Annotated in this window: 6 protein-coding genes and 1 tRNA gene; 2 read left to right on the top strand and 5 right to left on the bottom strand. The window is 48.0% G+C overall.

Annotation, left to right across the window (positions count from 1 at the left end; genetic code table 11):
- Positions 1-30: 30 nt before the first annotated feature.
- Positions 31-525, bottom strand: coding sequence for an extracellular solute-binding protein (locus tag RWJ43_RS05385; protein WP_314008714.1), 495 nt, complete (start codon positions 523-525; stop codon positions 31-33).
- A 294-nt stretch (positions 526-819) separates the two neighbouring features.
- On the opposite strand from RWJ43_RS05385, the gene RWJ43_RS05380 reads away from it, so the two are divergent.
- Positions 820-1539, top strand: a complete 720-nt coding sequence (locus tag RWJ43_RS05380) for a UTRA domain-containing protein (RefSeq protein WP_314008711.1) — start codon at positions 820-822, stop codon at positions 1537-1539.
- A gap of 7 nt (positions 1540-1546) precedes the next feature.
- Here RWJ43_RS05380 and RWJ43_RS05375 read toward each other — a convergent pair whose 3' ends face one another.
- Positions 1547-2425 (bottom strand): ABC transporter permease, encoded by an 879-nt coding sequence (locus RWJ43_RS05375; RefSeq protein ID WP_313996116.1) that lies wholly within the window; start codon positions 2423-2425, stop codon positions 1547-1549.
- Positions 2426-2598: 173 nt separating this feature from the next.
- On the opposite strand from RWJ43_RS05375, the gene RWJ43_RS05370 reads away from it, so the two are divergent.
- Positions 2599-3528 (top strand): diacylglycerol kinase family lipid kinase, encoded by a 930-nt coding sequence (locus tag RWJ43_RS05370; RefSeq protein ID WP_314008708.1) that lies wholly within the window; start codon positions 2599-2601, stop codon positions 3526-3528.
- A 177-nt stretch (positions 3529-3705) separates the two neighbouring features.
- Here RWJ43_RS05370 and ptsP read toward each other — a convergent pair whose 3' ends face one another.
- From ptsP to RWJ43_RS05355, 3 genes are all read right to left on the bottom strand, one after another.
- Positions 3706-5409: a phosphoenolpyruvate--protein phosphotransferase gene (gene ptsP / locus RWJ43_RS05365; protein ID WP_314008705.1), complete on the bottom strand. Its 1704-nt coding sequence runs from the start codon at positions 5407-5409 to the stop codon at positions 3706-3708.
- Between the two features lie 290 nt (positions 5410-5699).
- The gene (locus RWJ43_RS05360) at positions 5700-6713 is read right to left on the bottom strand and encodes a 1-phosphofructokinase family hexose kinase (RefSeq protein ID WP_314008702.1); all 1014 of its coding nucleotides are present in this window, start codon (positions 6711-6713) and stop codon (positions 5700-5702) included.
- A 130-nt stretch (positions 6714-6843) separates the two neighbouring features.
- Positions 6844-6919 (bottom strand) — tRNA-Lys (locus RWJ43_RS05355).
- Positions 6920-6982 lie beyond the last annotated feature (63 nt).

The raw sequence follows: 6982 nt of genomic DNA, 5'->3' as shown, positions 1-6982 counted from the left end.
GGAGTGTTTGCAGGAGAGCCGTCCTGTGGCTCAGCACCAGTGGTGGTAGAGCCGCTTCGTGTTGTAGATAATGCCGTAGTCTTCCTCTACATAGTCAACACCGTAGACAACGCCATCCTCCTGAAGTTTAAGAGCGTCATTGGTGAGCTCATCCAGGATCTTGGCACCCTTAAGGTCAATGCAGTAGTCCTTTACGCCAATAAGACCAGAAGGACCATTTGTCTGGAACAGTGTTGGTGCTACAGAAGCATCCTTGTTAATCTCAGACTGGAATGTCTGTGCATAAGTATCAGAAGCAGCAGTTACTACCTTTACAGGAACCTTTGTTTCCTCAGTATACTTAGCTGCAAGATCTTTCCACTGCTGATCAGCCTCAGGCTTGAAGTTCAGGAAATAAACTGAACCGTTTGCAGAATCAGACCCTCCCTGCTTTTTGTCGTTATTTCCTCCACAAGCAACAAGACCCAGTGAGCAAAGAGCTGATGCACTTAAGGTGACAAACTGCCTACGATTGATACCGGACATAAGACTCCTCCTTAGAGAGTGCTCCTAACCCTTTGCTAGGTTGCATCTCTTCTCATGATTTTCATAAGCTATGCTTTGATACACGTTCAAAACAATTTTGCTTATGTCTACAAAATAAAAGTATATTAGTATTAACGAGTTGTTTAAACAACTTACTTCTGAGCGGTATGAAATTATCGGTAAATGGTATGAAAGGAATCATTTTATGTAACTTTCATTTTATAAAGCTACTATCTAATCAAGAGCAACTTGAACATGCAACTCCAACCTTCAACAGCACGTTAAGGAAAAAATATGCCAAGCGCACGGTTTAATACGATTTATCATGATTTAAAAAATAAGATCTTAGACGGGACATATGCGTATGAGTCCTATTTACCAACCGAGATGGAGCTTACTAAGATATATTCCTGCTCCAGAAACACCGTTCGACGTGCGCTCACACTTCTGTCCGATGAAGCTTTTCTTCAGCCCATTCACGGTAGAGGCGTACGCGTTATTTGGCAGAAAAAGCCAAGTGAGGTTATTGGCTCATTAGAAGGACTTGAGTCCTTTCAAGAATATGCCCACAGAAACACTCTTGTACCTGAAACAAATGTCATTGTCTTTGAGCACGTTCCTTGCACAGACAGTATTTCTCATCAAACTGGTTTTAAAACAGGAGAAGAACTTATCCACATTGTTCGAATCCGTAAACTCGACGGATCTTCTCGCCAGATAGACAACGACTACCTTTTAGCATCTGCCGTTGGAAATCTAACCATTGCTGATGCATCAACGTCTATTTATGCATACCTAGAAAACACGCTTCATATGAAAATTCTAAAGAGCAAAAGAACAATCAGTGTTGAACTGGCAACTGAACAAGACCAGCAACATTTAGAGCTTGGAGATTTTAACTGCGTTGCAGTGGTGGAAAGCCATTCATTCAACTCAAAAGGCGTTATGTTTGGCTTCACACAAACTCGTAGTCATCCAGAAACGTTCTGCTACAAGGTTATTTCAAAAAGATAATCTGCGGTTAAATGTGCAGAATAAATTTCTTCTCTAGTTTGTGGAAAACGGTATAGCCAATTACGAGAGCAAGAACTGCAGAAACAAGGCAGCCTAAAATGGTGCTTGTTGCAGGAAACTTCTGGAAAAGAAGGCAATCTCTAATAAATGTTACAAAGTGGAACATTGGATTAAAGCGCTCAATCTGAAGCATCCAAGGCGACATGATATTAACGGAGTAAAAGAGCGGTGTACCATACATCCAAGCAGTGGTTACAACGCTCCACAGGTGGATAACGTCTCTAAAGAAGACTGCAAGGGCCGAGAGAAGCATTGCAAGACCGATGCAAAAACAAGCCAGAAGAAGCAAAGCAACAGGTGTGAGCAATGAATAAATTGTCAGCGGAATGCGGAAGACAAGCATAACAATGCCAACAGCAATGAGCGAGAAAAGATAGTTTACAACCGCAAAAAGCACCTTCTGAACAGGGAAAACAACACGATTGATGCGAACCTTCTTAAGCAAGCTAGATGCATCAATAATTGAACGCATTCCCATAGTGGTTGCATCGTTCATCAGCTGAAACGCTGTGTTACCAAGAATAAGATACAGAGGATAGTTCACAACATCCTCGGCGCGGTTGCCTAAAAACGTAGAAAAGACAACTGCCATAACGGTCATCATCAAAAGTGGGTTCAAAACTGACCACACAACGCCCAAAATGGAACGGCGATATTTGAGCTTAAAGTCTTTACTTACCAGCTGACGCAAAATGAACTGGTCACGCTGATGTGTTGGATACCATGCATCTCGAGCAGAAACAGCAACAAGACTTGCACTATTAGTATTGGCAGAAACTACGCTTGTGTCCTGCGCATTATTAGTTTGTGTTGAAGACTCGCTCACGCGCTATCCTTTTCTACCGATTTCTGTATGGTTTATCCTAGCACAGACAGACAAAGCCGTTTAAACTTGAAACGTTGTTGAACTGTTTTCTCCACTATTTTATTTTGATATGTGGTGACAAGACTATTTAGTAACAGCGCGCTCAACAGTAGCGCTTGTAGAAATGGTGCAATATGTCTCAATCCCCTCTTGGACGCACGCTTATCATTGCTAATCCGGCTGCTCATAGCGGTAAAGGTGCTGCTGGTGCAGAGTTTGCTCGCCACTTTTTAACCAGCTATTCTGCTGCAACAGACGGATACGAGCTCAAGCTCACCACAGCTATGGGAGATGCGCGTGTCATGGCCGCAGAAGCTGCGGACTTTGATACGGTTGTCGCACTTGGCGGAGATGGCGTCATCCACGAGGTGGTCAACGGCCTCATGACCTTATCGCCAGAGGTTCGTCCAGCGCTTGGCATTATCCCTATGGGTTCGGGAAACGACTATGCACGCACTCTGGGTATGAAAATTAACGACCCCGAAGGCGCGTTTGCACAGCTGGTTCGCGGCAAGGTTAAGCAGCTAGAGATTGGTCGCATCAACGACGTCTACTTCATGGAGACCATGTCGTTTGGACTTGATGCAGCTATTGCAGCCGACACCACAAAGCGCCGCGCGAACAACTCCTCTACCGAGGGCGAGGCGCTCTTCTTAACCTCGGGTCTCAAGTTTATGGCTGCAGGTAGCAAGGGTTACCCTTGCACCGTTTCGTTTGATGGCGAGAAGGACATTGATCTTCAAGCGCTTATCATGGCCTTCCAGATTGGCCCTACGTATGGCGGTGGCTTTAAGGTCTGTCCGCATGCGCAGCCTGACGATGGCCTTCTTACCGTCTGCTACAACACTAAAGTACCTATCATTCCTCACCTGTTGGCTCTGTTTGGCCTGGCTAGGGCTGGCAAACACGTCAACTCCCGCATCATTGAGGAGCGCCACCTCAAGCAAGCAGTGGTAACTTTCCACAAGCCTGTCCCAATTCAGGTAGACGGAGAAGAGCTTCCCTTTGCAGAGCAGTTTGTCATTGAAGTTATTCCCGCTGCACTTTCCGTGATTGTTCCCTAGCGCACAGAGCGACTCCTGCGCCGTAGGTCGCGCTTCGCGGCTCGGGCTTTGCTGGTTGCGCATTGCGAGAAGATCGATCTTCTCGCCAAAAGGTTTAACGTTAAAGAAACAGGGGCACCTGCCAGCGCAGATGCCCCTGAATTTGTATCGTGTAGGCTAAGACTTTACGACTAGAACTTAGCGAGCTTCACGCTCAAGCAGAGCCTTAACCTCAGCTGCGGTATCAAGCTCCATAACGCGAGCGGTAAGCTCGTCTGCCTCAGCCTTTGTCCAAGCAGCAATGGTCTTGCGGGTGCGCAGGGCAGATGGTGCAGAAACGGAGAACTCGTCCAGACCAAAGGAAAGCAGGACTGGAATGAGCAGTGGGTCTGCAGCTGCCTCGCCGCACATACCAACCATGATCTTCTCCTTGTTGCCCTCGCCGATGAGGAACTTGAGGGAACGGAGAACGGATGGCTGGTAGACCTCGTAGAGGTAGGCAACGCGATCATTGCCGCGGTCAGCGCACATGGTGTAACCGATGAGATCGTTGGTACCAATAGAGAAGAAGTCGCACTCACGAGCCAGCTTATCTGCAATCAGAGATGCAGATGGAGTCTCAATCATGGTGCCAACCTCAATGTCCTTGTTGTAAGCTACGCCCTCAGCGTCAAGCTCACGCTTGCACTCCTCAACAAGAGCCTTTGCCTCACGGACCTCGTCAACAGTAGTAACAAGAGGAAGCATAATCTTGATATCGCCAAATGCGGATGCGCGGAGAAGAGCGCGGAGCTGAACCTTGTACTGCTCAGCATTGTTGAGGCAGTAACGGATAGCGCGGAAGCCCATGAATGGGTTCTCCTCGGCCTTCATGTTGAGATAAGGAATCTCCTTATCACCGCCGACATCAAGGGTACGGATGATGACAGGCTTATCCTTCATGCGCAGAGCAACCTTCTGGTAAGCAGCAAACTGCTCCTCCTCGCTTGGAAGCTCCTTTGCGTCCATGAACAGGAACTCGGAGCGGAACAGACCAATGCCTTCAGCGTCAGCGTCAACTGCGCCGTTAGCGTCATCTGGGTTGCCGATATTAGCAACAAGCAGAACCTGGATGCCGTCAGCAGTTACGGTCTCCTTGCCACGGTAAGCCTCAAGAGCGGCCTTCTCTGCAGCATAAGCCTCAGCCTGAGTCTTGTACTCAGCAAGCTCAGCCTCAGAAGGATTAACAACAACCTTGCCGTTAGTGCCGTCGACAACAATAGCGTTGCCAGTTGCAACCTCAGAAGTGATATTAGGAACAGAAAGAACTGCAGGAATCTCAAGAGCGCGAGCAATGATTGCGGAGTGAGAAGTACGACCACCAGTCTCGGTAACAATACCTGCAACGTGGTCCTTATCAATGTCTGCAGTCATAGAAGGAGTCAGCTCATGGCAGACAATGACGGAGTTCTCTGGAAGTGTGGAGAGGTCAACAACCTCTTTGCCAAGCAGGTCAGCGAGAAGACCGGTCTTGACGTCAGCAACGTCTGCTGCGCGCTCACGGAAGAGCTCATCCTCCATGCCAAGGAACATGTTGTAGTACATGTCGTAGGCGTCGCTTACAGCCTGCTCAACGCAGGTGCCGCCATCAATAGCACCGTTAACAGCCTCTTTGATGCCCTCATCCTCAGCAAACTCAATGTGAGCACCCATAATAGCAGCGGCTTCCTCGCCTACTGTCTTGGTCATGCGCTCAATCTGTGCGTTAGTCTGTGCAATAAACTTAGTTACTGCCTCTGCGTAACGAACCTTCTCTGCAGCAGTGTCCTCAACAGTGTGCGGAGTAAAAGTGAGGTCTGGATCTACGGCAACCTGAGCAGTACCGATGCCGATTCCGTTGGATGCATTGACTCCCTCAAACATACATGCTCCTATCATTGTCCGTTTAGCGGTGTATAACGTTCTGCAAGCCTATCAACACAGGACAATAGTCGCAGAAACTAACCTGTCTTTTTACAGGGTAACATTTTTTTGACCTGTTACGTTGTGAGTATCTTTAAATAAATTTCAATAAAAAACACTTGGCGAGAAAATCCTTCTTGCCAAGTGTTTGTACGTTAACAATAGTCAAAACGCTCAGTATTTCTTACGCGGCGAAAGTGCACCGTCTGAGGGTTTCTCGCCAAAAGAACTACGTGTTCTAGCTGCGATTACTACTCAGAATCTGCAAGCCAAGAAGACTTACCCTCGCGGCTCTCCTCTTTCTTGCGAGCAAGCTGAATCTCTTCTGCAATAGAGGCAGGCATTTCTCGGCCCATCTTCTTGTAGAGAGCAGTAACAACGCGGTCGATGGTTGCGCGCTTTGCGATTCCTCGGCTTGCTGCAGTTGCCGTACCGCAAGCAGAAGCGTAGATAAGCGCAGTGTCGTAATCGTAGCCAGCAGTAGTCTTTGCCAAAAAGCCTGCAACCATGGAGTCACCAGCGCCAGTTGCGTTAACAAGGCGAATCTTTGCAGTTGGGACAATGTGCTCAGTACCGTACTCGTCCAGGAGCAGCGAACCTGCACCGCCGCAAGAAACGATAACGTTGCGAGCGCCGCCGTCCTGGAGCTTCTTTGCAAATGGAATGCACTCTTCTGGAGTCTCTGGGCTTGCACCAAAGATACGGCCGACCTCGTGGTTGTTAGGCTTGATCAGGAATGGTTGAGCCTTAATAGCCTCCATAAGCAGCTGACCAGGAGCGTCAACAACAAACTGAATACCGCGACCAGCAAGCTGAGCCATAAGGCGAGTGTAAATATCCTCTGGAAGCGAGCTTGGAATAGAACCGGTAAGAACCAGGGTGTCACCTGCGCCAACAACATCCATGCGCTCCAGCAGCTCATCAACCTTTTTCTCCGGAATGCGTGGACCATTGCCGTTGACCATAGTCATAACAATGCCGTTAAGCTTGACATTAATGCGGGTAAAGCCTGAATCCAGCTTGACGAAGTTACTTGGAATACCCTGACGCTGAAGATCACTCAGCAGGTATTCACCGGTAAACCCACCGACAATGCCCATGGCAACGGTGACCTTATCAAGCTCATTGAGAAGCGTAGAGACGTTAATACCATTACCACCGCAGTGCAGCTCTTCTGATGACGAGCGGTTGGTAAAACCCATGTCCAATGTGTTTGGGTGCATGACATAGTCAAGCGCGGGATTAAGCGTCATTGTGTAAATCACGGCGAGTCCTCCGAACTACAATAAAATCATGGAGACTTCAGTATGACGCAATCCCTCGCAACAAACAATTAGAAACTAGTGACTCACAAAAAATAAAAACCCCGACGCATGCCGGGGTTTGAAATTCAAATGGTGGATCGTCAGGGGTTCGAACCCTGGACCTTGGGATTAAGAGTCCCCTGCTCTACCAGCTGAGCTAACGATCCAATTAACGTTTCGAATGGGGTGGGAAAAGGGGCTCGAACCCTCGACCTACGGAGCCACAGTCC

The organism is Lancefieldella parvula (genome assembly GCF_963530955.1).
Classification (GTDB): domain Bacteria; phylum Actinomycetota; class Coriobacteriia; order Coriobacteriales; family Atopobiaceae; genus Lancefieldella; species Lancefieldella parvula_A.
The sequence above is the reverse complement of the archived record's forward strand: the minus strand, read 5'-3'. Positions and strand labels throughout refer to the sequence as shown.